This window comes from Streptomyces cyaneofuscatus (assembly GCF_042718795.1).
GTDB lineage: Bacteria > Actinomycetota > Actinomycetes > Streptomycetales > Streptomycetaceae > Streptomyces > Streptomyces cyaneofuscatus_A.
Genome location: NZ_JBHXOX010000021.1, coordinates 124,273 through 150,420, shown reverse-complemented (window position 1 = coordinate 150,420; position 26,148 = coordinate 124,273). Strand labels below are relative to the sequence as shown.

At 70.5% G+C, this 26,148-nt stretch carries 26 protein-coding genes and 2 pseudogenes; 14 read left to right on the top strand and 14 right to left on the bottom strand.

The window, feature by feature from the left end; genetic code table 11:
- Positions 1–13: 13 nt before the first annotated feature.
- From ACFWRT_RS24175 to ACFWRT_RS24160, 4 genes and pseudogenes are all read right to left on the bottom strand, one after another.
- Positions 14–913 (bottom strand): helix-turn-helix domain-containing protein, encoded by a 900-nt coding sequence (locus tag ACFWRT_RS24175; protein ID WP_380950203.1) that lies wholly within the window; start codon positions 911–913, stop codon positions 14–16.
- A 154-nt stretch (positions 914–1,067) separates the two neighbouring features.
- Complete coding sequence (locus ACFWRT_RS24170; protein ID WP_380950202.1) at positions 1,068–1,337, bottom strand: DUF397 domain-containing protein; 270 nt, start codon at positions 1,335–1,337, stop codon at positions 1,068–1,070.
- 447 nt (positions 1,338–1,784) lie between these two features.
- Positions 1,785–2,405, bottom strand: coding sequence for a dihydrofolate reductase family protein (locus ACFWRT_RS24165; protein ID WP_380950201.1), 621 nt, complete (start codon positions 2,403–2,405; stop codon positions 1,785–1,787).
- Positions 2,406–2,526: 121 nt separating this feature from the next.
- Positions 2,527–3,057, bottom strand: a pseudogene (locus ACFWRT_RS24160) (DUF5655 domain-containing protein); the annotation flags it as partial.
- Between the two features lie 189 nt (positions 3,058–3,246).
- On the opposite strand from ACFWRT_RS24160, the pseudogene ACFWRT_RS24155 reads away from it, so the two are divergent.
- Positions 3,247–3,426: pseudogene (locus tag ACFWRT_RS24155) on the top strand (UDP-N-acetylglucosamine--N-acetylmuramyl-(pentapeptide) pyrophosphoryl-undecaprenol N-acetylglucosamine transferase); the annotation flags it as partial.
- 52 nt (positions 3,427–3,478) lie between these two features.
- On the opposite strand, the gene ACFWRT_RS24150 reads toward ACFWRT_RS24155, so the two are convergent.
- The 4 genes from ACFWRT_RS24150 to ACFWRT_RS24135 all read right to left on the bottom strand — a co-directional run bounded on the left by ACFWRT_RS24150 (position 3,479) and on the right by ACFWRT_RS24135 (position 7,171).
- Positions 3,479–3,781: a hypothetical protein gene (locus ACFWRT_RS24150; RefSeq protein ID WP_380950200.1), complete on the bottom strand. Its 303-nt coding sequence runs from the start codon at positions 3,779–3,781 to the stop codon at positions 3,479–3,481.
- Positions 3,782–3,916: 135 nt separating this feature from the next.
- On the bottom strand, positions 3,917–4,498 hold the full coding sequence (locus tag ACFWRT_RS24145; RefSeq protein ID WP_380950199.1) for a hypothetical protein: 582 nt from the start codon (positions 4,496–4,498) through the stop codon (positions 3,917–3,919).
- Positions 4,499–4,564: 66 nt separating this feature from the next.
- A complete protein-coding gene (locus tag ACFWRT_RS24140) occupies positions 4,565–5,386 on the bottom strand; it encodes a DUF4328 domain-containing protein (RefSeq protein ID WP_380950198.1) in 822 nt (273 codons plus the stop codon).
- Between the two features lie 174 nt (positions 5,387–5,560).
- Complete coding sequence (locus ACFWRT_RS24135; protein WP_380950197.1) at positions 5,561–7,171, bottom strand: family 20 glycosylhydrolase; 1,611 nt, start codon at positions 7,169–7,171, stop codon at positions 5,561–5,563.
- A gap of 470 nt (positions 7,172–7,641) precedes the next feature.
- Here ACFWRT_RS24135 and ACFWRT_RS24130 point away from each other — a divergent pair, with 470 nt between their 5' ends.
- From ACFWRT_RS24130 to ACFWRT_RS24090, 9 genes are all read left to right on the top strand, one after another.
- The gene (locus tag ACFWRT_RS24130; RefSeq protein ID WP_380950224.1) at positions 7,642–8,172 is read left to right on the top strand and encodes a 2-oxo-4-hydroxy-4-carboxy-5-ureidoimidazoline decarboxylase; all 531 of its coding nucleotides are present in this window, start codon (positions 7,642–7,644) and stop codon (positions 8,170–8,172) included.
- Positions 8,173–8,399: 227 nt separating this feature from the next.
- Positions 8,400–8,780, top strand: coding sequence for a succinate dehydrogenase, cytochrome b556 subunit (gene sdhC, locus ACFWRT_RS24125; protein WP_026241188.1), 381 nt, complete (start codon positions 8,400–8,402; stop codon positions 8,778–8,780).
- Between the two features lie 5 nt (positions 8,781–8,785).
- Positions 8,786–9,268 carry a succinate dehydrogenase hydrophobic membrane anchor subunit gene (locus ACFWRT_RS24120; RefSeq protein ID WP_380950196.1) on the top strand — a complete coding sequence of 161 codons (483 nt, stop codon included), beginning with the start codon at positions 8,786–8,788 and terminating at the stop codon, positions 9,266–9,268.
- Positions 9,269–9,298: 30 nt separating this feature from the next.
- Complete coding sequence (gene sdhA, locus ACFWRT_RS24115; protein WP_380950195.1) at positions 9,299–11,053, top strand: succinate dehydrogenase flavoprotein subunit; 1,755 nt, start codon at positions 9,299–9,301, stop codon at positions 11,051–11,053.
- Entirely contained in the window at positions 11,053–11,820 is a 768-nt protein-coding gene (locus tag ACFWRT_RS24110; RefSeq protein ID WP_031127344.1) for a succinate dehydrogenase iron-sulfur subunit, read from the top strand. Before sdhA ends, ACFWRT_RS24110 begins: the two co-directional genes overlap by 1 nt.
- A gap of 149 nt (positions 11,821–11,969) precedes the next feature.
- Positions 11,970–12,617, top strand: coding sequence for a hypothetical protein (locus ACFWRT_RS24105; RefSeq protein WP_380950194.1), 648 nt, complete (start codon positions 11,970–11,972; stop codon positions 12,615–12,617).
- A 95-nt stretch (positions 12,618–12,712) separates the two neighbouring features.
- On the top strand, positions 12,713–13,153 hold the full coding sequence (locus ACFWRT_RS24100) for a hypothetical protein (protein ID WP_380950193.1): 441 nt from the start codon (positions 12,713–12,715) through the stop codon (positions 13,151–13,153).
- Positions 13,150–13,581: a thiol-disulfide oxidoreductase DCC family protein gene (locus ACFWRT_RS24095; RefSeq protein ID WP_380950192.1), complete on the top strand. Its 432-nt coding sequence runs from the start codon at positions 13,150–13,152 to the stop codon at positions 13,579–13,581. The genes ACFWRT_RS24100 and ACFWRT_RS24095 overlap by 4 nt, the downstream gene beginning before the upstream one ends.
- Before the next feature lie 10 nt (positions 13,582–13,591).
- Positions 13,592–14,419 carry a TetR/AcrR family transcriptional regulator gene (locus tag ACFWRT_RS24090; RefSeq protein ID WP_380950191.1) on the top strand — a complete coding sequence of 276 codons (828 nt, stop codon included), beginning with the start codon at positions 13,592–13,594 and terminating at the stop codon, positions 14,417–14,419.
- 22 nt (positions 14,420–14,441) lie between these two features.
- On the opposite strand, the gene ACFWRT_RS24085 is transcribed toward ACFWRT_RS24090, so the two are convergent.
- From ACFWRT_RS24085 to ACFWRT_RS24075, 3 genes are all read right to left on the bottom strand, one after another.
- Complete coding sequence (locus tag ACFWRT_RS24085; protein ID WP_380950190.1) at positions 14,442–15,995, bottom strand: ABC transporter substrate-binding protein; 1,554 nt, start codon at positions 15,993–15,995, stop codon at positions 14,442–14,444.
- 277 nt (positions 15,996–16,272) lie between these two features.
- Entirely contained in the window at positions 16,273–17,718 is a 1,446-nt protein-coding gene (locus ACFWRT_RS24080) for a metallophosphoesterase (RefSeq protein ID WP_380950223.1), read from the bottom strand.
- A 33-nt stretch (positions 17,719–17,751) separates the two neighbouring features.
- Entirely contained in the window at positions 17,752–17,997 is a 246-nt protein-coding gene (locus tag ACFWRT_RS24075) for an SCO4848 family membrane protein (RefSeq protein WP_380950189.1), read from the bottom strand.
- Positions 17,998–18,130: 133 nt separating this feature from the next.
- Between ACFWRT_RS24075 and ACFWRT_RS24070 the strand changes: the two genes are divergently transcribed.
- Complete coding sequence (locus ACFWRT_RS24070; protein ID WP_380950188.1) at positions 18,131–19,480, top strand: D-alanyl-D-alanine carboxypeptidase family protein; 1,350 nt, start codon at positions 18,131–18,133, stop codon at positions 19,478–19,480.
- On the opposite strand, the gene ACFWRT_RS24065 is transcribed toward ACFWRT_RS24070, so the two are convergent.
- Positions 19,477–20,439, bottom strand: a complete 963-nt coding sequence (locus ACFWRT_RS24065) for a YihY/virulence factor BrkB family protein (RefSeq protein ID WP_380950187.1) — start codon at positions 20,437–20,439, stop codon at positions 19,477–19,479. The genes ACFWRT_RS24070 and ACFWRT_RS24065 overlap by 4 nt on opposite strands.
- Before the next feature lie 186 nt (positions 20,440–20,625).
- Here ACFWRT_RS24065 and ACFWRT_RS24060 point away from each other — a divergent pair, with 186 nt between their 5' ends.
- Both ACFWRT_RS24060 and ACFWRT_RS24055 read left to right on the top strand, forming a co-directional pair.
- The gene (locus ACFWRT_RS24060; protein ID WP_380950186.1) at positions 20,626–21,984 is read left to right on the top strand and encodes an FAD-binding protein; all 1,359 of its coding nucleotides are present in this window, start codon (positions 20,626–20,628) and stop codon (positions 21,982–21,984) included.
- A gap of 52 nt (positions 21,985–22,036) precedes the next feature.
- Positions 22,037–22,792 carry a decaprenylphospho-beta-D-erythro-pentofuranosid-2-ulose 2-reductase gene (locus ACFWRT_RS24055; protein WP_380950185.1) on the top strand — a complete coding sequence of 252 codons (756 nt, stop codon included), beginning with the start codon at positions 22,037–22,039 and terminating at the stop codon, positions 22,790–22,792.
- A gap of 70 nt (positions 22,793–22,862) precedes the next feature.
- On the opposite strand, the gene ACFWRT_RS24050 is transcribed toward ACFWRT_RS24055, so the two are convergent.
- Positions 22,863–23,453 carry a 2'-5' RNA ligase family protein gene (locus ACFWRT_RS24050; RefSeq protein WP_380950184.1) on the bottom strand — a complete coding sequence of 197 codons (591 nt, stop codon included), beginning with the start codon at positions 23,451–23,453 and terminating at the stop codon, positions 22,863–22,865.
- A gap of 102 nt (positions 23,454–23,555) precedes the next feature.
- Positions 23,556–24,623 carry a tryptophan--tRNA ligase gene (gene trpS, locus ACFWRT_RS24045; RefSeq protein WP_326703951.1) on the bottom strand — a complete coding sequence of 356 codons (1,068 nt, stop codon included), beginning with the start codon at positions 24,621–24,623 and terminating at the stop codon, positions 23,556–23,558.
- Positions 24,624–24,939: 316 nt separating this feature from the next.
- Here trpS and rocD point away from each other — a divergent pair, with 316 nt between their 5' ends.
- A complete protein-coding gene (gene rocD, locus ACFWRT_RS24040) occupies positions 24,940–26,145 on the top strand; it encodes an ornithine--oxo-acid transaminase (protein WP_380950183.1) in 1,206 nt (401 codons plus the stop codon).
- Positions 26,146–26,148: the final 3 nt, after the last annotated feature.

The following is a 26,148-nucleotide window of genomic DNA, read 5'->3' as shown; positions in this document are numbered from 1 at the left end:
CCCGGGCGGGCATTCAGGAGAACCGGGCCACGGCGTCCTCCAGCATGCGCCTGCTCTCCGCAGGGGAGGCGCACGCCTCGCCCGCGATGCGCAGGAGCAGCTGGAGGTGCCGCTCGAAGTCGTTCTCCTTGGTCGGCCACGGCTTCCTGCGCTCCTCCGGGCTCGACTCCGGTGCGTGGTGGTAGTCCGCCTTGCTGTAGCCCTCGACGTAGACGCAGTCCGGCAGCCCGCCGAAGCCGAACTGCAGGTGGGCCATGCCGCCGGCCATCGATGCCTCGTTGCCCGCGATCATGCGGTCCAGGAGGACGAACCGGATGGTGATCAGCGGATGGCAGCGGGCTATCTGCAGCAGGTGCTCCATCTGCTCGCGCATCACGTCGTTGGGGCCGACCCGCCGATAGAGGACGGACTCGTCCATGAGGAAGATGCAGCGCGGAGGCTCGGCCTGGTCGAGGACTCGCCCCTGCCGCTCGCTGCGCAGGGCGAGCCGCCTGGCCATCTCCGGGCTGTCCCACTCAGCGATGTGCAGGCCGGTACGAAGGACGCAGCCGGCGTACGCCTGGGTCTGCAACAGGCCGGCCACCAGGCGCACGTCATACGTGGTCAGGAAGATGGCCATGGACTCGAGCCCGAGGAGCCGGCGCAGGTACTTGGGCGTGACGTCGCTGAACTGCTGCTGGAACCACTCGGGCTCCAGCGCCCGGCTCAGCAGCATCCTCAATTCGTCGGACTCGGGTACGGACAGCTCAAGGTGCTTGATCACCGCCTCGACGGTGCGCGGCTCGGGCGGCATCTCCGCCTTTTCGATGCGGCTGATCGTTGAATTCGAAACGTGAGTCCCTTGCGCCAGCTCTTTCTGCGTCATACCGACGGACTCACGCAGATCACTGACCGTCAGACCCAGCATGATCATGGCTGCGGTTTTCGTGGCGCCTGGTCCGGCAATTCGCCGGGCTACGCGGTTGATGGGGATCGGTTCCGGTGACACGCCTTCTCCTTCGACGGGCTCACCCTAATGATGGCACGCCGAAGGAGAAGGTGTCGTCCGAACTTTTGTACCCCGAGGGTCAGTTGGCGCAGAGCGAGTCGAACTCGCCGTTCTTGGCGCCGTCGATGAATGCCGCCATCTCCCCGTTCTTGACGATCAGCGCGGGACCGTCCGGGTCGGTCGAGTTCCGGATCGCGACGCCACCCTGCGGTAGCGCGGCGACCTCGACGCACATGCCGTTCGCTTCCGACATCCGGCTCTTCATCCACTGGCCGGGGATGAGGCTAGCAGCCATGCCGTTCTTGTAGTCCACCATCCGGAACTCCTTCTTCCTGTTCGATAATCCCATTTTCTCTACCTTCTTGCCGCGGCCACGGAAGAACCGCAGGTTGAACCCCCATGAAATCGCATGATGCAATTTCATGGCCCGGCACACAGGAAATGCTAGCGCCCCGAATTCGAACAGCGCTGTACCACGTAAGGGTGGCCGTACAAGATCTACAGCGACCTCGTCCTCAGAAATCCCGCTCGTCGAGGAGCGGGCGGCAGCCGCCATAGAGGCTCCTCCTCGGCCCGGGCCCCGGTGCACATAGGAGGGTGCGTGAGCGGGGGTCGGCCGAGCGGACATGGTCACCCTGCCTCGAAGGCCGGCCGCGCCGAGAGCTGGGGCGACCGGGTTCTTCCGCTCGTGGGGCACCGTCCGGATCGGCGCGATCCGCGGGTTCTCGTGCCATCGAACTTCGAATGCGTGCCACCGAACCCTGAGCCGTAGGTGCGCGTGAGCACCGCTCTTCGCTCAGGACAGCACGCGATAGGTCACGTGTGTGACCGAGTTCGCTGCTCGCGACTCCACCTGTTCAAGATTCAGTGACGGCACGCCGTCGAACAGCCGCGTGCCGGCGCCGAGCGTGAACGGCACCATGTGCAGCCGCAGTTCGTCGATCAAGCCGGCGGCGAGGTACTGGTTGATGGTGGTCGCGCCCCCGTGGATCGACACGGTGCGGTCCCCTGCCGCCTCACGAGCCTGCCGCAGCGCGGATTCGATGCCATCGGTGACGAAGTGGAACGTGGTGCCGCCGTCCATCGGTTGCGGGTCGCGCGGGTGGTGGGTCAGCACGAAGACCGGTGCGTGATATGGCGGATCATCACCCCACCATCCCTTCCACCTCCGATCCCACGCGCCGCGTACGGGGCCGAACATGTTGCGCCCCATGATGAAGGCGCCGACCGTCGTCAGCCGGTCGAGCTCAGCCTGCCGCTGCTCCGGAGATTCGAACATCCAGGCGTGCAGTCTGTCGCCCCATCCATCGCCGGCGTCGTCGCCGAACGGGCGCTGCTCGGTCTGGTCGAGCCCGGCCGAGTACCCGTCGACGGAGATGGAGAGGTCGCAGGTCACCTTGCTCACGTGCTCGGTCACTGTGCCGTCCTCCTGTAGCGACCTTCCGTCGCCCTTCGCGGTGATCCGTCTGATCCGTTCCTACCAGGGGTAGACCGTCCCGGGCCCGCAGACTCATCGCCCGGCGGTAGCTCCTTTACGGCCGGAAGGTCTTGCGCTCCACGCGGTTCACGCCATCGCCGAGCCCGAGCAGTACCGCGTCGACCGCGGTCGCCAGCTCCATCATCCCCGCACCCTGGACGTCGGACGCTGCCTGGGCAGCAGACCGGCGCCGCGCCCGGCGGGACACCGGCACGCCGCCGCTGACAGAGGCCACGGTCTCAAGGCCGAACCGTCCCTGCCGAAGAGTCGGTAGCGGACCAGGTCGATCGAGCGCCGGTGCTCGCGCACGGCGTGCACGTCATAGCGGCTGAAGTCGCCGGCGATGCAGATCAAGGCGCGGTCCGCTCCACAGAACCCGGGATGCGGCCGTCACCCCGAGCCGACCGCGGACCAGGTGCTCGAACTCGGCCCGGTGGTCGATCAACCAGGACAAGGACAAAAGACCCTGGTTGATGACGCCGGCATCAGTGCCGCGCTTGTACTCGACGATGACCGGGCTACTGTTCTCATCCAGCCCGAGCGAGTCGATCCGCCCCCCGTGCAAAGGTCCGGTGCTCCACTCGCTCGCCAGGAATTCGCAAGTCGAGCAGCTACACCGAGGCTGCGAAAGCGCAGGTCAGAGGGCCATCCCGCCACGGTGCGGCCAGGAGTGGCGGCCCTGGTCGTCGCTCCCCTCCCTCCGCGCCCTGGCCCACGGGCGCCCTCGCGGCCCCCGCCGCCGGGACGGTCACCGCGTCACCACATCGCCGGCCACTACGCTGCCGGGGCGGCCGTCGCGCTGCTCGGGGACGTCACCGGCGGGCGGCTGCGCGAGGCGGTCGGGCCGCTGCTCGATGATCCGGCGCGCCGGGAGGCGATGGCCGCGGCGGCCCGGGCGCACGGCAGGCCGGATGCCGCGGAGAGGCTCGTGGACGTGATCCTGGCCGCGGCCACCCCGTGACCCCGTAGGCCACGGGAGTCACGGAGGCCACGGGGCCACAGCGTCACGTCGGTCAGTGGTCGTCCCAGTGGCCGTCGTGCTCCGAGTGCCGGTGGCCGTCGTGTACGTAGTCCACGTGGTCGCCGTGCGGGACCGCTACGTGGCCGCAGTCCTGGCCGTGCTGGTGGTCGTGGCCCTCGTGGACCGCGTGCCCGGACTTCACGCATTCGTCCACGTGGTCGCCGTGCACGCGGTGCAGGTGGTCGTCGTGCACGTAGTCGACGTGGTCCTCGTGCGGGATGGCGACATGTCCGCACCCCGGAGCGTGCCGGTGGGCGTGGTCGGCATGGGGGCGGTGCTCCGTGGCGGTGGACATCTGCGCGGCTCCTCGTCGAGTGGGGGCATGGCTGTGCCGACCGGAAGCCGGACGCGCATACCTCGCGGCTTATGGCCAATTTTATCGCCGTTCGTCCACTAATTCCGGGGGGACACCTCTGCGCGAGGGTCGCGGTCACCCCCGGATGCGGGCCCGGCGTGACATCACCGCGCGCAGCACCCGGCGCCCCTCGACGGACAGGTCCAGGGCCTTGCGCATCCCGGCCCCGCTGCCCGCCGTGCCGGCGGTCTCCGCGAGGACCTCCAGGATCCGGACCTGCCGCTCCAGCTCCCCCGCCACCAGGGGCCCCACGCCGTCCGCCTCGCCGCCGCGCGCCGCCTTCAGCAGCTCGGCCGCGTCCTGCGGGGGCTCCCCGTCCGGGGCGTCGAACCGGCCGTGGATCTCCAGCGCCACCAGCGAGCAGGCGTCGGCCCACTCCCGCAGGAGTGCGGGGTCGAAGTCGGAGGGGGCGGCCCCCAGCATCGCGCGCACCCGTGCGGCCGGTCCGTCGCTGACGGCCTCGTCGTCCATCTCCGTACGGACGGCCGCGAGGCGGATGGCCCAATCCCACCCCTCCTCACAGCTCGCCCAGAGCGGGCGCAGCGGTTCGGTCCCGTCCGGTCCCGCCAGCAGTGGCAGGCAGCGGTCCAGGCAGGCCACAGCGCTGGCGGCGAGCGCTCGCTCGTCGGCGCGTCCGATCAGTTCCAGCAGACTCATCGACGTCTCCCTCGGTCTACCGCGTACTGCGCCGAATGGCCGAAAAGCGTCACTTCTGACCGGCTGTCAGCGGTGCGCACCCGGGACCGGCAGCGCGGGAACCGGGGGCTGCACGGCGCGTTCCACCTGCATCCGGGTCAGGGCGCGGACGAAGAGGATCGCCAGGACCGCGGCGGCGATCTCCAGCGCGTCGGCGGCGGCCACCAGCGTGAGGGCGTGCGCCTGCCGCTCCGGCTCGATGGAGGTGTCCTGTATGTGTGCGGTGATCTGGTCGGCGAGGAGCGTCGCGATCCACAGGGCCCACCAGAAGTTGAGCAGGGCCCGCGGGACGGCAGTCCGGCCGCCCTCCGGGCCGACGGGGGCGCTGCCCGTCCAGATCCCGTCGGCCACCCGGTAGGGGAACCAGAGATTGCCCACGGGGACGAACCAGCCGCCCACGGCCCAGCCGGGGCCCGTCTTCTGCACGCTCGGGTCGAAGACCTCGGCGTTCCGGCGGGTCCGGTGGAACCAGAGGATGAAGAGGATGCCGGTGACCAGGAAGACGGCCGGCTGGTAGTCCGTGACGGCGTCATGGAGGCGGTCGGCCGCCTGGACCCGGCTGAGCTGGACGGCCGTGTAGCCGGCGTCGGCGAAGCCCTGCCACGTGGAGCGCAGGTGGAGTCCGCTGACGATGGCGGCCAGGTCGGTGGCGATGACCGTACCGAGCAGGGCCGTCACCGCCCAGGACAGGCCGACCGGAGAGCGCGGCCAGTCGCCGACGCCCCAGCCGCCGGGGCCGGTGGCCCGGGGCGTCATGTCCTCAAGCAGCGGGGGCCGGGTGCCCGAGCAGAAGGTGCAGAGGCCGTCGTCGGTGACGGCGGTTCTGATGCGGCAGCGGGTGCAGAGCATGAGGCGTTCCCCCGGGGTTCGTGCTGGTCGCGGTCGGTGACCTCTCACGACCCTCCCCAGGAGCGCGCGGTCGGCGGACCGTAGCCCGTGGACGGTCCCGCTGTCCAAAGGCTTACGCTCCGCCGACCTCCCGGTTCCCTGGGCGTACGGCCCTCGGGCCGCCCCGGCGTGCCGTCAGCCCGCGCTGCCCGTCCGGGTCGCCAGCTCCTGGAACTGTGCCCAGGTCAGCTCGGGCTTCCGCGGGTCCCACAGCTTCTGCGCGGTCGCGACGAGCGGCATCCTGATGCCCTCCGCGACCTGCTGCGTGGTCTGCGCGTTCGGCAGGTCGCCCCAGACCGCGAACCGGCCGCCGAGGATCTGCGGCGAGTAGCGCTGCGCCACCGGCTCGGTGCCGCGCAGGACCATCGGGGTCCACTGCTCGTAGATCCGCTTGCCGGTCGGGTAGACGAACTCGTTCGGCTCGCCGAGCACGTAGTACAGGAACTCGTCGTTGAGGTTGAGCATCTTGTAGCCCTCGGCGAGGTACTCCTGCGGGGGCCGGGCGCCGATCTCCTTGCCGGTCCAGTACTCGATCTCGATGTTCTTGGCCGCCTTGACCTTCAAGTCGCGGAAGAGGCCGTCGTTCCACGCCTTGGCGGTACGGCCCTTGGGCTCGACCACCTCGGCCCGGTCGTTCAGCCAGCCCGTGGCGAGGTCCTCGATGGTGGCGCCGGAGCCGTGCTTCTGCTCGGCGGCCCGCTGGAGCTGCGGATAGGAGGCGGCCGGGTCGCTGACCATCAGCGCCTGGTACTCGTCTGCGCCGAGGTGCCAGTACTTCCCGGGGAACAGCTCGGTGTACTCGTCCAGCAGCTCGTCGATCAGCTTCGCCGCGCCCGGCTTGGAGATGTCGATGGACCCCCGCGACTCGCGGCCCTGCGTGTTGCGGAGCTGGAGGTCGGGGTGGGCGCGCAGCACCGCGCCGAGGTGTCCGGGCGAGTCGATCTCGGGGACGACCTCGATGTGCAGGCTGTTGGCGAGGCCGACGATGCGGCGGACCTCGTCCTGGGTGAGGGCCTCGTCCGAGACGACCTCCGGGTGGCTCTTCGACTCGATGCGGAACGCCTGGTCGTCGGAGAAGTGCAGGCCGAGCTGGTTGAGCTTGAGGTCGCCCATCTCGCGTATGCGGTCCTCGATCCACTCCGCGCTGTAGTGCTTGCGCGCGATGTCGAGGTTCAGCCCGCGCTGCGGACGGTCGGGCCGGTCGTTGACGACGCCCTCGGGGAAGGTCTTGTCGGCCTTGAGCGACTGCTTGAGGGTGCGGGTGCCGTAGAACACGCCCGACTCGTCGGGACCGGTGATCCTCACCTTCCGGTCGCGGACGGTGAGGGTGTACGACTCGGCCGGCCCCTGGTTCTTCGCGCCGAGCGCCAGCTCGACGTCCCCCTCGCGGGGCGGCTGCGCCCCCCGGTAGGGAAGCTTCAGCTCCTTGGCGAGCAGCTCGGCCTCGTCGGCGAGCACCTGGCTGCTCTTGGCTATGACGATCGAGCTGCCCTTGCCCGGCTGCCAGCCGGGACCGCGCTCGGCGGTGTGCTCGCGGACCGCCGGGATCGTGCTCGGGGTGCTGGAGAGCGGGTAGCTGCGGGAGGGCGACGGGGCAGCCGCCGTGGCGGAGGTCCCGGACGGGGACGCCGCGTCGCGGGAGGGGTGGCTGCCGGAACCTTCCGGCCAGACGACGACGGTGAGGACGACGGCGGCCGCGGCCGTGACAGCCGCGCCGGTGACGAGGGCACCACGCGTGGGCGACATCGCTCAGATTCCTCCGGAATAGGGGCCAGGGGGCAGGTAGGGGACAGGGGTGAGTGAATAGGCTGAAAGGTTGACATTTTTGCCGACGATCCGCCCACCGAGAACGATCGCGGAGCGTACAGAACCCCGGGTTTCGCAGGTCAGGCGGCTGCCAAACGTTCCGAAACTCTCCCGTTCGGGTGATTTTCGGCCGATCCCCCGGACGGCTGCCGACCGATCTCGCTAGCGTTGCAGCACATTCGTCTCTCCCCTCACTTCCACCCCGCGAACGTCCCGCGAACGCCCCGCGAACGTCCCACTCGCGCCCCGCTTTCACCCCGCGTACGCCCCCGCCGGGCAACCTTGTTGCCCTTCTGCCCCTCTTTCAGGGTCACAGATGTCGTTGATTCGAGGAGTCCACGCTGTCCAGGTCCAGCGAGTCCCCCGCCGGCCTGCCCAAGCAGTCCACGCCCCCGGCCGGGCCCTTGGCCATACCCGGTCAGCACCGCCGCCCGCCGCAGGTCAGCGGTGGTTTCGGCGTACCCGCCGCCGACCTGGCGACCGGGCTCGCCCGGTTCAACGAGGCCCCCTTCACCACCGCCGAGGCCGCGCTCCTGGAGTGCTGCGGCAGCCGCCGCTGGGCCCACCGGATGGCCGCCCACCGGCCCTTCCCCGACCTGGCGTCCCTGCTGGCCGCCTCCGACGAGGCGGGGTACGACCTGGCACCCCGCGACGTCGCGGAGGCGCTCGCGGCCGAGCCCGCCCCCTGCCTGCACCACGACGCGCCGCGCGCCGCGCACCTGGCGCTGCGGGCCGCGCACGCGGCGTACGAGAGCAGATTCGGCCATTCCTTCGTGATCTGCCTGGACGCCTGCCCGCCCTCGCAGCACGTGGACCAGGTCCTGGCCGGGATCCGGGTCCGGATGGAGCACGAGGTGGACGAGGAGCGGGCGGTGACCGCCGACGAGCTGCGGCGACTCGTCCGGAGCCGACTGGTCGAGCTGGTGGCCGAGGACTGGTGACCCGTGCCGCCCCCATGCCGACCGGCCCGGGGGCGGCACGGTCGGGAAAGGGCCTCTCTAGCCCGTACGTGCCTGTTTGATTGCCACTTTGATCACACCAGAGGCCCCGGCGCGAACGAACCGACAAAGCGTCGCTACGATGGCCGGGGCCGGTGGACCGTACCCGGCCGGGTCAGACCGACAGTCAAGCCGGCCGACCCCAATCCCCGCTCCCGGAGGGTTCTTCCGTGCCGGCTGGAACGCTGTACCGCGGCCGGGAAGGCATGTGGTCGTGGGTGGCTCATCGAGTCACCGGTGTCCTCATTTTCTTCTTCCTGTTCGTACATGTCCTGGACACCGCGCTCGTCCGCGTCTCCCCGGAGGCCTACGACGAAGTCGTGGCCACCTACAAGACGTGGCCCGTCGCGTTCCTCGAATACGGCCTCGTGGCCGCGATTCTCTTCCACGCGCTCAACGGTCTCCGGATCATCGCCGTGGACTTCTGGGCCAAGGGCCCGCGCTTGCAGAAGCAGATGCTCTGGACCGTGGTGGGCATCTGGATCGTGCTGATGGTGGGGGCCCTGTACCCCGTCCTCGGCCACGCCGTACGTGAAATGTTCGGGAGCTGAGGCCCATGTCCAGCGAGACCTCTTCCGCAGCCGCGATCGGCGACGTCGAGGGCGTGAGCCTGTACGACGTCGACCACCCCGCCCCGGTGATCGAGCCCCCGCGCAAGCGCACCGGCAAGACGCCCAAGGCGTCGCGCGGCAACTTCGAGATGTACGCGTGGCTCTTCATGCGCCTCTCGGGTGTCGTCCTGGTCGTCCTCGTCATCGGCCACCTGCTGATCCAGCTCGTGCTGGACGGCGGCGTCTCCAAGATCGGCTTCGCCTTCGTGGCGGGCCGCTGGGCCTCGCCGTTCTGGCAGGCCTGGGACCTCATCATGCTGTGGCTCGCCATGCTCCACGGCGGCAACGGCCTGCGCACGGTCATCAACGACTACGCCGAACGGGACAAGACCCGCTTCTGGCTGAAGATGCTCCTGTACACCGCCACGGTGTTCACCGTCCTGCTGGGCACGCTGGTGATCTTCACCTTCGACCCGAACATCCGCTAGGCGCCGGGACAGAGGGACCAGAGGAAAACCATGCAGATCCACAAGTACGACACCGTCATCGTCGGCGCCGGCGGCGCCGGCATGCGCGCGGCCATCGAGTCGACCAAGCGCAGCCGTACCGCCGTGCTGACGAAGCTCTACCCCACCCGCTCCCACACGGGCGCCGCGCAGGGCGGCATGGCCGCCGCGCTGGCCAACGTGGAGGAGGACAACTGGGAGTGGCACACCTTCGACACGATCAAGGGCGGCGACTACCTGGTCGACCAGGACGCCGCCGAGATCCTCGCGAAGGAGGCCATCGACGCCGTCCTCGACCTGGAGAAGATGGGCCTGCCGTTCGGCCGCACGCCCGAGGGCAGGATCGACCAGCGCCGCTTCGGTGGTCACACCCGTAGCCACGGCGAGGCCCCGGTCCGTCGCGCCTGCTACTCGGGCGACCGCACCGGCCACATGATCCTCCAGACGCTGTACCAGAACTGCGTCAAGGAGGGTGTGGAGTTCTTCAACGAGTTCTACGTCCTGGACCAGCTGATCACCGAGGTCGACGGGGTCAAGAAGTCCGCCGGCGTCGTCGCGTTCGAGCTGGCCACCGGCGAGATCCACGTCTTCCAGGCGAAGTCGGTCATCTACGCCTCCGGCGGCACCGGCAAGTTCTTCAAGGTGACGTCCAACGCGCACACCCTGACCGGTGACGGCCAGGCCGCCTGCTACCGGCGCGGCCTGCCGCTGGAGGACATGGAGTTCTTCCAGTTCCACCCGACGGGCATCTGGCGCATGGGCATCCTGCTGACGGAGGGCGCCCGCGGTGAGGGCGGCATCCTCCGCAACAAGGACGGCGAGCGCTTCATGGAGAAGTACGCGCCCGTCATGAAGGACCTCGCCTCGCGTGACGTCGTCTCGCGCTCCATCTACACGGAGATCCGCGAGGGCCGCGGCTGCGGTCCGGCCGGTGACCACGTCTACCTGGACCTGACGCACCTGCCGCCGGAGCAGTTGGACGCCAAGCTCCCGGACATCACCGAGTTCGCGCGTACGTACCTCGGCATCGAGCCCTACACGGACCCGATCCCGATCCAGCCGACCGCGCACTACGCCATGGGCGGCATCCCGACCAACGTCGAGGGCGAGGTGCTGGCCGACAACACCACCGTCGTCCCGGGCCTGTTCGCCGCCGGCGAGGTCGCCTGTGTCTCCGTGCACGGCGCCAACCGCCTGGGCACCAACTCGCTGCTCGACATCAACGTCTTCGGCAAGCGCTCCGGCATCGCGGCCGCCGAGTACGCGGCGAAGGCCGACTTCGTCGAGCTTCCCGAGAACCCGGCCCAGCTCGTCGCCGACCAGGTGGAGCGGCTCCGCAACTCCACCGGCACCGAGCGCGTCGCCACCCTGCGCACGGAGCTCCAGGAGTGCATGGACGCCAACGTGATGGTGTTCCGCACCGAGCAGACCATCAAGACGGCGGTCGCCAAGATCGCCGAGCTGCGCGAGCGCTACCTCAACGTGTCCATCCAGGACAAGGGCAAGCGGTTCAACACCGACCTGCTGGAGGCCATCGAGCTGGGCAACCTGCTCGACCTGGCCGAGGTCATGGCGGTCTCCGCGCTCGCCCGCAAGGAGTCCCGCGGCGGTCACTACCGCGAGGACTACCCCAACCGCGACGACGTCAACTTCATGCGCCACACCATGGCGTACCGCGAGGTGGCCGCCGACGGCGCCGAGTCGATCCGGCTCGACTACAAGCCGGTCGTGACGACCCGCTACCAGCCGATGGAGCGTAAGTACTGATGGCTACCCCCACCCTGGACAAGACCGACAACGCCGAGGCCGGCTTCGCCGACTCGCCGTTCATCACGGCCACGTTCCGGATCCGCCGCTTCAACCCCGAGGTGTCGGACGAGGTCCAGTGGCAGGACTTCCAGATCGAGATCGACCCGAAGGAGCGTGTCCTCGACGCCCTTCACAAGATCAAGTGGGAGATCGACGGGACCCTGACGTTCCGCCGTTCCTGCGCCCACGGCATCTGCGGCTCCGACGCGATGCGGATCAACGGCAAGAACAGGCTCGCCTGCAAGACGCTGATCAAGGACATCAACCCGGACAAGCCGATCATGGTCGAGGCCATCAAGGGCCTCACGGTCCTCAAGGACCTCGTGGTCGACATGGACCCGTTCTTCCAGGCGTACCACGATGTCATGCCCTTCCTCATCACCAAGGGGAACGAGCCGACCCGCGAGCGTCTGCAGTCCCCCGAGGACCGCGAGCGGTTCGACGACACCACCAAGTGCATCCTGTGCGCCGCGTGCACGTCCTCGTGCCCGGTGTTCTGGAACGACGGCCAGTACTTCGGCCCGGCGGCGATCGTCAACGCGCACCGCTTCATCTTCGACTCGCGCGACGAGGGCGGCGAGCAGCGGCTGGAGATCCTCAACGACCGTGACGGCGTGTGGCGTTGCCGTACGACGTTCAACTGCACGGACGCCTGCCCGCGTGGCATCGAGGTCACCAAGGCGATCCAGGAGGTGAAGCGCGCGCTCATCACGCGTCGCTTCTGATCCCAGCGCGCGTTCCCGCGCGTCGCCTTCGCGGGCCCCGTCCGCCGTGGTCGTCATGACCTCGGCGGGCGGGGCCCGTTGCTGCGTACGGGCGATATGAGCGGTACGGTCGTGCGGAGCTGAAACACGCGCAGAGAACGGGGATCCCCATGAGCGAGCCGAATCCCGCACCGGGCGACGCCTACAAGTGGGGTCCTCCCCAGCAGCAGCCCGGCCACCCGCAGCACCCCGGCCACCCCGGCCACCCCGGCCACCCCGGCCACCCGCCGACGATGGCCGACGGCCAGGCGTACGGGTACCCGCCGCCGGGCGGCGCGCCCGCGTACGGCTATCCGCAGCCGCTCCCCGAGTCGGCGACCCAGCCCGGCCCGGGCTACGGGTATCCGTACCCGGGGCAGCCGACGATGCCCGGCCAGTACCTTCCCGTCCCCCAGGGCGTGCCCGGTCAGGGCGGGGTCCCGGTGCTGTCGATCGGTGACATCACCGTCATGAGCGACGCGATCGTCACCCCCTCGGGGACGATGCCGCTGAAGGGCGCGGTGTGGACGGCGACCGACATGTCGCGTACCGAGGAGAGGATCCCGGCGCACGCGATCGTGCTGGCGATCGTCTTCGCCCTGTTCTGCCTGATCGGCCTGCTGTTCCTGCTGATGAAGGAGAAGCGGACCGTCGGGTTCGTCCAGGTCACGGTCACCAGCGGCGGCCGCCACCACGGCACGATGATCCCGGCGATGGGCCCGCACACCTTCCCCGGCGTGATGGGCCAGGTCAACCAGGCCCGTTCGATGAGCGTCTGAGCCGACCGAGGCAGACCCCTTCTTGAACATGTTCAAGAAGGGGTCTACAGTCATGCCCAAGAGCAGTTTTGAACGCGTTCAAAGGAGGGTGGGGCATGGACCTCACTGTTGTCGCGTACGTCCTCTACCTGCTGATCAGCGTGGCGCTCACCGTCTGGGTCGCCCACACCCTCAGCCGTAACGGGCGGGTCTTCCTCGCCGACGTACTTCACGGGAACGAGAAGCTCGCCGAAGCCGTCAACCACCTGCTGGTGGTGGGCTTCTACCTGGTCAACCTCGGGTTCGTCACGCTCTACCTGAAGAACGCCGACGGGGTGGCGAACGCCCGCGAGCTGTTCGAGGCGCTGTCGGTGAAGGTCGGCGTGGTCCTGCTGGTCCTCGGCGTCATGCACCTGGGCAATGTGTACGTGCTCAGCCGCATCCGCCGCCGCAGCGCGATGGAGCGCGAGCAGACCCCGCCCGTCGCCCCGCAGGGCTGGACCAAGCCGGGGCCCACGGGCCCGTGGACGGCGCCCGCCCCGACGCCGGGACAGTGAGCCCGGTGACCGCCGCCGCTCCCGTCCGCCGGCTCACCGTGCTCTACGACGCGCGGTGCCCGCTCTGCACCCACCTGCGGCACTGGCTGGGCCGCCAGCGCCAGCTCGTCCCGCTGGACCTCGTACCGGCCGGATCGGCCGAGGCGCGGCGGCGGTTCCCGGAGCTGGACCCGGCCGCCACCTACGCGGAGATCACCGTGGTGGGCGACCTGGGGCAGGTCTACCAGGGGACCTCCGCCTGGATCGTGTGCCTGTGGGCGCTGGCGAAGTACCGCTCGAAGGCCCACTGGCTGACCACCCCGGCCGGAGCGCCCTTCGCCCGGGGGACCGTGCTCGCCGCGGCGAAGTACCGGGCGGCGACGGCCGCGCGGTGCGGGCCGCAGCAGGCGTGCCCCGTACCGCCGGGTGCTCAATGGGCTCCCCGCTAGGGTTGGGGCCGTGGTGAAGGAAGAGAAGAACGTGCAGGAGAACGGGGCCGCGATGCCCGCCGAGGCAGCGAAGGCCGCGTCGTCCGCCAAGGCCGTCCCGTCCGGCAAGGCCGCATCGTCCGGCAAGGCCGCGAAGAGCGAGCAGACCCGCACGCTGATTCTCGAGACGGCGCTCCGGCTCTTCGCCGAGCGCGGCTACGACAAGACGACGATGCGGGCCATCGCGCAGGAGGCGGGCGTCTCCACCGGGAACGCCTACTACTACTTCTCCTCCAAGGAACACCTGGTCCAGGGCTTCTACGACCGCATCGCCGGTGAGCACGCGGCGGCGGTGCGGCCCGTCCTCGCGGACGAGGCGGAGCTGGCCGACCGGATCCGGGGGGTGCTGCTGGTCTGGCTGGAGGTGGCGGAGCCGTACCACCGGTTCGCCGCCCAGTTCTTCAAGAACGCGGCCGATCCGGAGAGTCCGCTCTCCCCGTTCTCCGACGAGTCGGTGGCGGCCCGGGAGGCGGCGATCTCCATCCACCGGGAGACCCTCGCAGGCTCCGGCACCAAGAGTGATCCCGAACTGGCTCCGCTGCTGCCCGAGTTGCTCTGGCTGATGCAGATGGGCCTGGTGCTGTTCTGGGTGTACGACCGGTCCCCGGGGGCCGAGCGCAGCCGGCGGCTCGTCGAGCGCACCGCGCCGATCGCCGCACGGGCGATCGGGCTCTCCCGCTTCCGGGTGCTGCGACCGCTCGTACGGCAGGTTCACGCACTGCTGGTGGAGTTCATGCCGGGCGGCGAGAGCCCGGCCTCCGCCCCTTCGGACGGGACGCGGTCCGGGGCGGCCGGCTGACCGGCCGGCCCCGGGGGCCGCGTCAGATCCAGCTGAGCTCCCACAGGCGCCAGAAGCCGGTGCCGTCGGAGAGGTACTGGGAGCCGGCGACGTCCGTCTTGGCGACGACGTAGTCCTTCTTCTGCCAGAGCGGCAGCAGCGGGACGTCCTCGCCGACCAGCTTCTGCATCTCCTTGAAGTCGTTGGAGGTGCGGCCGCGGTCGCTGAACTGCTGGGTGGCGGCGATCAGCTTGTCCATCTTCTTGCTGGAGTAGCCGCTGTGCAGGACGTTGCCGGTGCCGACGAGCGGCTGGCTGAAGGTGTCGGGGTCCGGGAAGTCGGGGAACCAGCCGACGGTGTACATGTCGTACTCCCCGGCCGCGTAGCCCTTCTGGTACCTCGTCCACTCCACGGCCTTGACCGAGACCTTGAAGAGCCCGTCCTTCTCGAGCTGGCGCCGGAGCTCGGCCGTCTCCTTGGTGTACATGTCGCCCTCGCGGTAGGCGAAGTTGACGGGCACCGGGGTCTCGACGCCGGCCTCCGCCAGCAGTTCCTTGGCCCGCTCCGGGTCGGAGGTGGGGTAGGCGTCGAAGAAGGGGGTGCTGTGCCCGATGTAGCCGGTGGGGATCAGCGAGTACAGCGGCTCGACCGTGCCCTGGTAGACCTTGCTGACCAGCGGGCCCCGGTCCAGGAGCGCGGCGACGGCCTGGCGGACCTTCTTCTCGCCGAACGGCGAGTTCTCCCGGGTGTTGAAGATGATGTTGCGGATCTCGGCGCTGGCCGCCTCGGTCACCCGCAGCTCCGGGTCGCCCTCGTCCAGCTCGGCGAGCTTGGAGGCCGGGAGCTGGCGGTGGGCGATGTCCACGTCACCGTTGTTCCAGGCGGTCAGCAGGTCCTCGGACGCCTTGAAGTAGCGGATGTCGACCGCTTCACCGATCTTCTTGAGCGCGCCCTTGTACTTCAGGTTCGGCACCAGCTCGGCGCGGTTGTCCGGCTCGTACGACTTGAGGACGTACGGTCCGGAGCCGTCGACCTGGTTGCCCTTGCGGAGCTCGTCCTCGGGGTACTTGGTCGGGTCGACGATCGCCGCGGCGCCGGTGGCGAGCTTCTGCGGGAAGGTCGCGTCCTTGCCGGAGAGGTTGAAGGTGATCGTGCGGCCCTCGGTCGACACCGTGTCGAGCGTCGGGAAGAGACCCGCGGGGCCGACGTCCGACTTGATCGTGAAGATCCGGTCGAAGGAGTACTTGACGTCCTCGGCGGTGATCTTCCGGCCGTTGGAGAAGACCAGGTCGTCCCGGAGCTTGCACTGGTACGTCTGGAGCTTCTGCCCGACGAACGCGCAGCTCTCCGCCGCGTCTGGCTCCGGCACGATGGCCCCGGGCTTGAAGGTCATCAGCGACTGGTAGATGTTGCTGTAGATCGCCCAGGAGCCCGCGTCGTACGCACCGGCCGGGTCCAGCGAGGAGACGATGTCCGATGTCCCGACGGTGACCGCGTCGGTCTTCGCCTCCCCCGACGGGAGCAGTTGCCAGGCGCCGACGCCTGCGATGACCAAAACCGCGAAAATCGCGAGAATCCGTACCCGGACCGACCGCATTGCCGTGCTCTCCCTTACCAGCCCCACCACGGCAGTTGCGCTCAGACACGCACACTGCCGCACGTTCGCGCTTACCCAATCACACGATTTTCACATCTGGAAGAGTAAATGGGGCGCTCACAGCCTTTTGTTGGACACGTTCGACTCGGCGTGTCCGAAAAGGCTGTTTCCCGCCTCTCACCTGCGGTTTCATGTAGCGGAGCGTGACGTTACGGTTCGGTTTAGTTGAAGATCGCATGATCGCAACCGCAACGCCCGCAGAGGTGAGAGGCAGGTTTCAGGCCTGGCGCGAGGCGAGTTCGACGACGGTGATGTCGGCCGGGGCGCCGACCCGGACCGGCGGGCCCCAGGCGCCCGCCCCGCGCGAGACGAACAGCTGCGTGTCGCCGTACCGTTCGAGCCCGGCGACGGTCGGGTTGGCCAGCTCGGCGAGGTAGTTCCCCGGCCAGAGCTGTCCGCCGTGGGTGTGGCCGGAGAGCTGGAGGTCGACGCCGTGCTCGACGGCGTCGTGGATGACGACGGGCTGGTGTGCGAGGAGGACGGCGGCGCGGCCGCGGTCCCGGTCGCCGAGCGCGCGGACGAAGTCGGGGCCCTGGCCCTCGGTCTCCCCCGCGATGTCGTTGACCCCGGCGAGGTCGAACCCGCCCATCTCCACCCGGGCGTTCTCCAGCGGGATCAGCCCCAGTTCGCGGACATGGTTCACCCACTGCTCCGCGCCGGAGAAGTACTCGTGGTTGCCGGTGACGAAGAAGCTGCCGTGCCGCGCCCGCAGCCCGGCCAGCGGTTCGGCGGCGGAGCCGAGGTCGGCCACGGAGCCGTCGACGAGGTCGCCGACGACGGCGACGAGGTCGGGCGAGGTGGAGTTGATGGTGTCGACGATGCGCCGGGTGTGGGCGCGGCCGAGGATCGGGCCGATGTGGATGTCGCTGACGACGGCGATCCGGAAGCCGTGGGCGGCGCGGGGCAGTTTGGCGAGCGGCACGGTGACGCGCTTGACGCTCGGCCCGCGCAGCACGTTGGCGGTGCCGTACCCGACGGTGGCGAGCCCGGCGGCGGCAGCGGCGCCGCCGACGACCCGGGAGACGAAGAGGCGGCGGGAGGGGTGGGCGATGCCGGGGGCGGTGACCGCCGGTTCCAGTTCCGGTTCCGCTGCCGCTTCCGGTTCGGCCGCCGCTTCCGGTTCCGCCGCTGCTTCCGGTTCTTGTTCCGGTTCCACCGCCGCTTCCGGTTCGGCGGCCGGTGCGGTCTCCGGGGCCCGGTCGGCCGAGGTGGAGGAGGTACTCCGGCCCGCCGGGACGAGTTCCTCCGTACGGGGACGGGTTCCGCTCTCCGTCGTGGCGAGGGTTCCGTCCGCCGCCGCTCCGGAGGTTCCGGTTCCGGCCGTGGCGCGGGCCGCGGCCGCCGCGTCGCGCCGGGCGAGCACCCGGGTCAGCAGCGGGCGGACGACCTCGCCCACCAGCAGGGCGAGCGTCAGGTACATCAGGCAGGCCAGCCACAGGAACCCCGGCCAGGCCAGTACCTGCTGGAGCCAGAAGGGCGCGCCGATCCGGCCGGAGGTCATGGCGCCGAGGCTCAGGAGGGGCAACACGAAGGCGGCGACGGTGCCCACCTTGCGCAGGGTGCTGCCGGGTGCCGTCGTGTCACCGACGAACCGGCGCCACACATAGCGGTGCACGCTCGCGAGCAGCGCCAGCACCACGAGCGCCACCAGGACGAAGACCACTGCTGCCATCCGCGCTTCCCTACATCCCTGTTCTCATGCGCGCTCGTCGCGCAAAGCCCGGACCCCGCGCAACCCGATCGCGCCGACCGCCGTCCCCAGAAGAAAGGACGTGACGGCGAGCAGCAGGTGCACCCAGAAGTACCCGGTCGGCTCACCCGCGTCGTCGAACGCGAGCCCGCTGCCGTCCTGCCACAGGTTCTTGACGAAAGTGATCCAGATGAACCAGCTCCACACCCCGAAGACGAGCAGGAACCAGGAGACGGGGCGGCTGAGCTTCATGGGTCCAGTATCGCCGCCGCCCTCCGGGCTCCTCCTCCGGGGTGGCGTCCGAAAGGGGCAGTCCCGGCCTTCACTCCGGCGGGTCAGCCGGTCCGGGTCCTCATCCACATCTTCGCCCTGTACTTTTTCGACCGTGCCTGCTCTGAAAAAGATCGCTTCTACGGTCATCTCCGCCGCCCTGCTGTCAAGTCTTGCCCTCACTCCCGCGCACGCGGCCGACAAGGACAAGAAGGACGACAAGCAGCCCAAGCCGCCGAGCACGATGTCGAGCCTGGGCGGGGAGCAGCTCGCCAAGACGGGTGCCCAGGTCAACCTGGGCCCCGGCGCACCGGTGCTGCCGAAGAAGCTGTCCGGCCGCTCCTGGGTCGTCGCGGACGCGGAGAGCGGCGACATCCTGGCAGCGCACAACGCGCACTGGCGGCTGCCCCCCGCCTCCACCCTGAAGATGCTGTTCGCGGACACGGTCCTGCCCGCGCTCCAGCCCACCTCCCTGACCCACACGGTGAGGGAGAGCGACCTGGCGGGGGTCGGCGAGGGCAGCAGCCTGGTGGGCATCAAGGAGGACCACACGTACACGGTCCACGACCTGTGGCTCGGCGTCTTCCTGCGGTCGGGCAACGACGCGGTGCACGTGCTGTCGGAGATGTACGGGGGGATCCCCGCGACCGTGACGGCGATGCAGAAGCACGCCGAGGAGCTCCAGGCACTGGACACGACGGTCGTCTCACCGGACGGGTACGACGCGCCGGGCCAGGTCTCCAGCGCCTACGACCTGACGCTGATCGCCCGCAGCGGCATGCAGAAGAAGGACTTCCGCGAGTACGCGGCGACCGCGTCCGCCGACTTCCCCGGCGAGAAGAAGAAGGGGAAGAAGCGCGAGAGCTTCGAGATCCAGAACACCAACCGGCTGATCACCGGGGACATCGGGGTGGACCCGTACAAGGGCATCGCGGGCGTCAAGAACGGCTACACCACCCACGCGGGCAACACCTTCACCGGTGTCGCCGAGCGCAACGGCCGGGTGCTGCTCGTGACGGTCATGAACCCCTCGGCGGAGGAGAGCCACGCCGTCTACAAGGAGGCCGCCCACCTCCTGGACTGGGGCTTCGCCGCGAGCGGCAAGGTGACCCCGGTCGGGCAGCTGGTGCCGCCGAAGTCGGTGGAAACCGGGAACGCGAACGGTGGCAAGGGCGCAGAGCCGGCGGCCGGGGCGGACCAGGGCTCGGGCGGCCCGGCGAAGGCCGCGCACGTGGCGACGGCCGCGCGGGAATCCGGCGGGGCCGGGATCGCGCTGGCGGTCATCGGCGGGGTGCTGATCGTCCTGGCGGCCGGGGTGTTCCTGGTGAACCGGCGCTGGCCGGTGCCGGGGCTGAGCCGCCGTATGCCGGCCGAGGCCGGCAAGTCCGCCGAGGACGCTGAGACCACCGAGCCGAAGGCTTCGGTCCAGGCGGCCGACCCGGCCGGCCCGGCCGAGAAGTCCTAGGCGCGGGTGGAGCCGCCGCCCGGCGCCACGGCGCCGGCGGCATCCCCCGTCCCGGTCTCCGTCCCGGTCCCCGGCGCGTCCTCCGCGTGGCCCTCGCCCAGCTCCTCCTCCTTGGACCCGGTCGCGGTCCACGAGGCGCAGAACAGCAGCAGCTTGGCGGAGAAGTTGATCCACAGGAGCAGCGCGATCGGCACGCCGAACGCGCCGTACATGCTCTTGCCCGCGACCCCCTTCATATAGCTGCCGAGCAGCAGCTTGAGCAGCTCGAAGCCGACCGCCCCGATCAGGGCCGCGACCATCAGCCGGCGCCGGGGCGGCTCCACCCCGGGCAGCAGCGACAGCAGATAGAGGATCAGCAGGAAGTCGGCGAGGACGGCCACCGCCAGGGCGGCGATCTGGAGCAGGACGCCGCCGACGCCGCCGTGGGAGATGCCGAGCCGGTCGGCACTCCAGCCGACGGCCGTCGTCCCGACCGTGGAGACCGCGAGCGTGGCGAGCGCCGCTCCCCCGAGGCCGACCAGCAGCACGGCGTCCTTGAGCTTGGCGACGACCGGGTTGGCCTCCTGGACGTCGTCCAGCTCCCAGACCGCGCGCAGGCACTCCCGCATCGAGCCGACCCAGCCGACCCCCGTGAACAGCAGCAGCGCACCGGCCACCAGACCGACCGTGCCCGCGTTGGCGACCAGGGTGTCGATGCCGAGCTGGTCGGAGATGCCCGGCACCTGCTCGGCGAGCTTGTCCTTGATGGTGTCCAACTGCTTGTCGCTCAGCAGCGCGGCGGCGATCGCCGCGCCGACCGCGATCAGCGGGAAGAGCGCCAGGAAGCTGATAAAGGTGATCGCGGCGGCGAGCCTGGCCCAGTGGACCTTCTCCAGCCGCTCGTAGGAGCGCCAGGCGTGCGTCTCCATCAGCCGGGAGACGAGCGGCCCGACGACGGGGAGTTTCTTGAGCCAGTCCATGAACGTACGCGTACCCTCCCGGGCCCGAAAGACCTCGGGCCGCACCGGGCAACTCTTCCGGACGCGTCCGGAAGGCCCACCGCGCCTCCCGGTGACACGCACGCCATCACCCATTCCGGTGAGTGGTGTAACAAAGGGTACGAATAGGTTTTCCGGGACGATACGCCCAGGGCTACGGTCACGGGCATGTCCGTCGACACGGTGTCCTTGACCGGCTGGGGCCGCACCGCCCCGACCACCGCCGTACGGTTTCGCCCCCGTACGTACGAGGAAGCGGCTGCCGTGGTCCGGGGCCGCGGCCCCCGGGGCGCCCTGGCCCGGGGGCTCGGGCGGGCGCCCGGTGACGCGGCGCAGAACGCGGGCGGATCGGTGCTCGACATGACCGGCCTGGACCGGGTCCGCGCCCTGGACGAGGAGGCGGGGACGGTCCGCTGCGACGCGGGCGTGACCCTGGACCGGCTGCTGCGGATCCTGCTGTCGCGCGGCTTGTTCCTGCCGGTCGTGCCCGGAACCGGCAGGATCACGGTGGGCGGTGCGATCGGCTCCGACGTGCACGGCCTGGACCACCCGGGGGCCGGTTCGCTCGCCCGGCACGTGGCCGGCCTTCAGCTCCTCACCGCCGACGGCGAGGTGCGTACGGTGACGCCCGGCACCGCCCTCTTCGACGCCACCACCGGCGGCCTGGGGCTGACCGGGGTGATCCTCTCCGCCACCCTCCGGCTGAAGCGCGTGGCCACCCCGCTGGTCGCCGTCTCCACCGAGCGGGCCACGGACCTGGACGACCTGCTGGCCCGCTTCACGGCGGCCGGGAGCGATCGGACGCCGTACGCCTCCGCCTGGATCGACCTCCTCGCCCGGGGCCGGGCGACCGGACGCGGCGTCCTCACTCGAGGTGAGCACGCGCCCCCTTCCGCGCTACCGGCGCACGCCCAGCGCACAATGCGCGCCCCGCGCACGGTCCCACCGCACCGCAACTCCGCGGGGCCGCTCCTCCCCGCCGGCCTGCTGGGCCGGACCGCCGCCGCGCTCCTCAACGAGGTCCGCTACCGGAGTGCGCCCCGCGCCCGGACCGGCGAGCTCCGCACCACCACCGCCTTCTTCCACCCCCTGGACGCCCTCCCCGACATCAACCGGCTGTACGGCCGCGCCGGGCTCGTGCGCTACCGGTTCACGGTCGGGTACGGGCAGGAGGAGACGCTGCACCGCATCGTGCGGCGGATCGCGGCGCGGCGCTGCCCCGCCCTCCGGGCCGAGCTCCAGCGGCTGGGCGCAGCGGGCGCGGGCCTGCTGTCGTTCCCGGCGCCCGGCTGGACGCTCGCCCTCGACCTGCCCGCCGCCCTGCCCGGCCTCGGCCGCTTCCTGGACGGCCTCGACGACGAGGTGGCGGCCGCCGGGGGCCGGGTCTGCCTGGCGCAGGACGCGCGGATGCGGCCGGAGACGGCGGCCGCGATGTACCCGGGGCTCGGCGCGTTCCGGGAGCTGCGGGCCGAGCTGGACCCGACGGGGGCGTTCCGCTCGGACCTGGCCCGCCGGCTCGCCCTGTGACGTACCCGTATCACCGCTCCCCCCACCCCGTGAACCTGAACAGGAGTGTTCCGTGAAGGACGCCTTCGGTGCCCCGCAGTCCCTGCTCGTCCTCGGCGGCACCTCCGAGATCGCCCTCGCCACCGCGCGCCGCCTGATCGCCCTGCGCACCCGCCGGGTCTGGCTGGCGGGCCGCCCCTCCCCCGCCCTGGAGGCGGCCGCCGTCGAGCTGCGCGACCGGGGCACCGACGTCCGTACGGTCGCCTTCGACGCGCTGGACCCCAGCGCGCACGAGGAGGTGCTGGGCAAGGTCTTCGCGGAGGGCGACATCGATGTGGTGCTGATGGCGTTCGGGATCGCCGGGGACCAGGCGCGCGACGAGGAGGATCCGCCGGCCGCCGTCCGGGTCGCCCAGACCAACTACACCGGGGCGGTCTCCGCCGGGCTGGTGTGCGCCGGCGCACTCGAGGCGCAGGGGCACGGTTCGCTGGTGGTGCTGTCCTCGGTGGCCGGGGAGCGCGCCCGGCGGACCGACTTCATCTACGGCTCCAGCAAGGCGGGGCTCGACGCCTTCGCCCAGGGGCTCGGGGACGCGCTCCAGGGCACCGGCGTCCAGGTGATGGTCGTGCGCCCCGGGGTCGTACGGACGCGGGCGAACGCCGGGCAGCCGGAGGAGCCGCTGTCCACCACGCCGGAGGCGGTCGCCGGGGCGATCGTGACGGGGCTGCGGCGGCGCTCGGAGACGGTGTGGGTGCCCGGTTCGCTCCGGGTGGTGATGTCGGCGCTGCGGCACGTGCCGCGCCCGCTGTTCCGCCGCCTGCCGGTGTGACCTCCGGCGCCGCCGGATCAGGGGCGCCTCCGGATCAGCGGATCAGGGGCGCCTCCGGATGATCAGCAGATCAGGGGCGCAGCGACGGCGCGTCGACCGCGTAGCCGCCCTGGGCGGGGACGGCGGGCACACCGCCGCCGGTCTCGAACGGGAAGTCCCGGAGCTTGCGCCAGACGGCGTCCGCGCCCTGTTCGTACAGGGCGAAGGAGCCGCAGGTCCAGGCCGCCTCGTAGTCGGCGAGCTCCGCGTACGCCCGGTCCATCGCCTCCTCGGAGATGCCGTGCGCCACGGTGACGTGCGGGTGGTACGGGAACTGGAGCTCGCGCACCAGCGGCCCCGACGCGTCCCGGACCCGCTTCTGGAGCCAGGAGCAGGCCGAGGCGCCCTCCACGACCTGGACGAAGACCACCGGGGAGAGCGGCCGGAAGGTGCCGGTGCCGGAGAGCCTCATCGGGAAGGGGCGGCCGGCCGCGGCGATCGTGTCGAGGTGCGCCTCGATCGCCGGCAGGTCGGCCGCCTCCGCCTCGGTCGGCGGCATGAGGGTGACATGGGTGGGAATGCCGTACGCGGCAGGATCCCCGAAGCTCGCGCGCCGCTCCTGGAGCAGGCTGCCGTAGGGCTCCGGGACCGCGATCGAAACGCCGAGCGTTACGGTCCCCACGTCGTTCTCCTCAATCGTCGATGGTCGGTTTCCGGCCTTGCGCCGCGACCTGCCGCCGCAAGTGTGGCCCCTGGGGCCGTGATCTCGCCAGAGTCCTTGGACTCAGTGCTTCGCGGGCAGGAAGCCCATCCGGTCGTACGTCTGCGCCAGGGTCTCGGCGGCCACGGCCCTCGCCTTCTCCGCTCCCTTGGCCAGGATGGAGTCCAGCGTCTCCGGGTCGTCCAGATATTCCTGGGTGCGGAGCTGGAAGGGGGTGACGAATTCCACCATGGCCTCGGCCAGGTCGGTCTTCAGCGCCCCGTACCCCTTGCCCGCGTACTTCCCTTCCAGCGCCTCGACCGTGCTGCCGGAGAGGGTGGAGAGGATCGTGAGCAGGTTGCTGACGCCCGGCTTCTTCTCCTCGTCGAAACGGATCACCGTGTCGGTGTCGGTGACCGCGCTCTTGACCTTCTTCGCCGTGGCCTTCGGGTCGTCGAGGAGGTTGATGAGGCCCTTCGGCGTGGAGGCCGACTTGCTCATCTTGACCGCCGGGTCCTGGAGGTCGAGGATCTTCGCCGTCTCCTTGAGGATGTACGGCGCCGGGACGGTGAACGTCTGGCCGAAGCGGCCGTTGAAGCGCTCCGCGAGGTCGCGGGTCAGCTCGATGTGCTGGCGCTGGTCGCCGCCGACCGGGACCTGGTCGGCCTGGTAGAGCAGGATGTCGGCGACCTGGAGGACCGGGTAGGTGAAGAGGCCGACGGTGGCGCGGTCGGCGCCCTGCTTGGCGGACTTGTCCTTGAACTGCGTCATCCGGGAGGCCTCGCCGAAGCCGGTGAGGCAGTTCATCACCCAGCCGAGCTGGGCGTGCTCGGGCACATGGCTCTGGACGAAGAGCGTGCACCGCTCCGGGTCCAGGCCGGCCGCGAGGAGCTGCGCCACGGCGAGCCGGGTGTTGGCCCGCAGCTCGGCGGGGTCCTGCGGCACCGTGATCGCGTGCAGGTCCACGACCATGTAGAAGGCGTCGTGCGTCTCCTGGAGCGCCACCCACTGGCGCACCGCGCCCAGGTAGTTGCCGAGGTGGAACGAGCCGGCGGTGGGCTGGATCCCGGAGAGCACACGGGGCCGGGCGGGCGCGCCGGTGCGGCCCGTCTGCGGCTGGTCGGTGGAGAGCGCGGAGCGATCAGAGGCCATGGGCCCATTGTCTCAGGTGCGGGGGCGATCCCCGGCAGCCGGTGCGGGGCGCAGCGGGGGCGCACCCGCTCGGGTGCCGGTCGGCTCACGCCCCGGGAGCGCGGACCTGAGACGAAGCGCACATTCCGGCCGCCGGAGTGCGCGCGGGCGGGCACGGGGAGCAAAGCACGGGGCGAGCGCGCGGGCCGACGCCGGAGCACAAGGGAGCGCGCGCGGGCGGGCACGCCGGAGAGTGAAGGTTTCCCTGCGCCGGATGCGACCGACGATACAAAGTGGGCACCACCCCCGCCCACGCCGCACGACGAACGGAGATCCCGTGTCCGCCACGGAAACTGCCATCGCCTCCGCCGAGGCGCACAGCGCGCACAACTACCACCCGTTGCCGGTCGTCGTGGCCTCGGCGGAAGGTGCCTGGATGACCGATGTCGAGGGGCGCCGCTACCTCGATCTGCTCGCCGGGTACTCGGCGCTCAACTTCGGTCACGGCAACCGCCGGCTGATCGACGCGGCCAGGGCCCAGTTGGAGCGGGTGACGCTGACCTCCCGGGCCTTCCACCACGACCGGTTCGCCGACTTCTGTACGGAGCTGGCCGAGCTCTGCTCCATGGAGATGGTGCTCCCGATGAACACCGGGGCGGAGGCGGTGGAGACGGCGGTGAAGACCGCCCGGAAGTGGGGCTACCGGGTCAAGGGCGTCCCGGACGGGATGGCGAAGATCATCGTGGCCACGGACAACTTCCACGGCCGCACGACGACGATCATCAGCTTCTCCACGGACCCGGAGGCGAGGGCCGACTACGGCCCGTACACCCCGGGGTTCGAGATCGTGCCGTACGGGGATCTCACCGCGATGCGGGAGGCGATGACGGAGAACACCGTGGCGGTGCTGATCGAGCCGATCCAGGGCGAGGCGGGCGTGCTGGTGCCGCCGGCCGGCTATCTGGCCGGGGTGCGGGAGCTGACGCGGGAGCGGAACGTGCTCTTCATCGCGGACGAGATCCAGTCGGGTCTCGGACGTACCGGGAAGACGTTCGCGCTGGAGCACGAGGGCGTGGTGCCGGACATGTACGTGCTGGGCAAGGCGCTGGGCGGCGGGGTGGTGCCGGTGTCGGCCGTCGTCTCCTCGGCGGAGATCCTCGGGGTCTTCAGGCCCGGAGAGCACGGCTCCACCTTCGGCGGGAACCCGCTGGCGTGCGCGGTGGCGCTGGAGGTGATCGCGATGCTGCGGACCGGCGAGTACCAGGAGCGGGCGGCCGAGCTGGGTGACCATCTGCACCGGGAGCTGGGGCTGCTGGCCGGGGGCGGCGCGGTGGAGACCGTACGGGGCCGGGGGCTGTGGGCGGGCGTCGACATCGCGCCCGCCCTGGGCACCGGCCGGGAGATCTCCGAGCGGCTGATGGAGGAGCGGGTGCTGGTGAAGGACACCCATGGCTCGACCATCCGGATCGCGCCGCCGCTGGTGATCGGTAAGGAGGACCTGGACTGGGGGCTGGACCGGCTGCGGACGGTGCTCAGCGCCTGAGCC